Below are 450 nucleotides of genomic sequence, written 5' to 3'. Positions count from 1 at the left end.
AGTGAAGACAACTCAGGCAAAGACTATCTGTGGGTAAATACCGCGTTTGAACTGGCCTGCCGGATAGTTGATGCTTTTGAGGAGTATGGCTGGTGTGCAGCCATTCGTGGTGTGGAAGGTGGTGGTCTGGTTAAATCATTACCGGCCTATAATTATACATCCCATACAGGTGAGCGACTTTTACAATGTCCGACTGAGGTTGCTATCTCAGACCGCAGGGAAAAAGAACTGTCAGACCTCGGCTTTATTCCACTTATTTACTGTAAGGGTACCGATTTTGCCGCATTTTTTGCTGTGCAGTCGGTGAACAAACCACGACTGTAAATACTGATCAGGCGAATGCGAATGCAAAATTATCCAGCCAGCTTCAGTATATATTAGCCACGTCGCGATTCGCACATTATCTGAAAGTGATTGTTCGTGACAAAGTGGGAAGCTTTATGTCGAAGA

The 450-nt window shown here is 45.3% G+C and carries 2 protein-coding genes; both read left to right on the top strand.

The features are described 5' to 3' along the window. The coding region (locus tag K0039_RS25370) for a type VI secretion system contractile sheath domain-containing protein (RefSeq protein ID WP_228106897.1) at window positions 1-324 on the top strand (324 nt) is incomplete at its 5' end. Then, window positions 285-450: hypothetical protein (locus tag K0039_RS25365; RefSeq protein WP_500303717.1), on the top strand; the 166-nt coding region annotated here is incomplete at its 3' end. The genes K0039_RS25370 and K0039_RS25365, both read left to right, overlap by 40 nt.

It is taken from the genome of Terrisporobacter mayombei, from assembly GCF_020748465.1.
Classification (GTDB): Bacteria; Bacillota; Clostridia; order Peptostreptococcales; family Peptostreptococcaceae; genus Terrisporobacter; species Terrisporobacter mayombei.
Note: the sequence above shows the minus strand (reverse complement) of the source record. Positions and strands in the feature narration are given on the sequence as shown.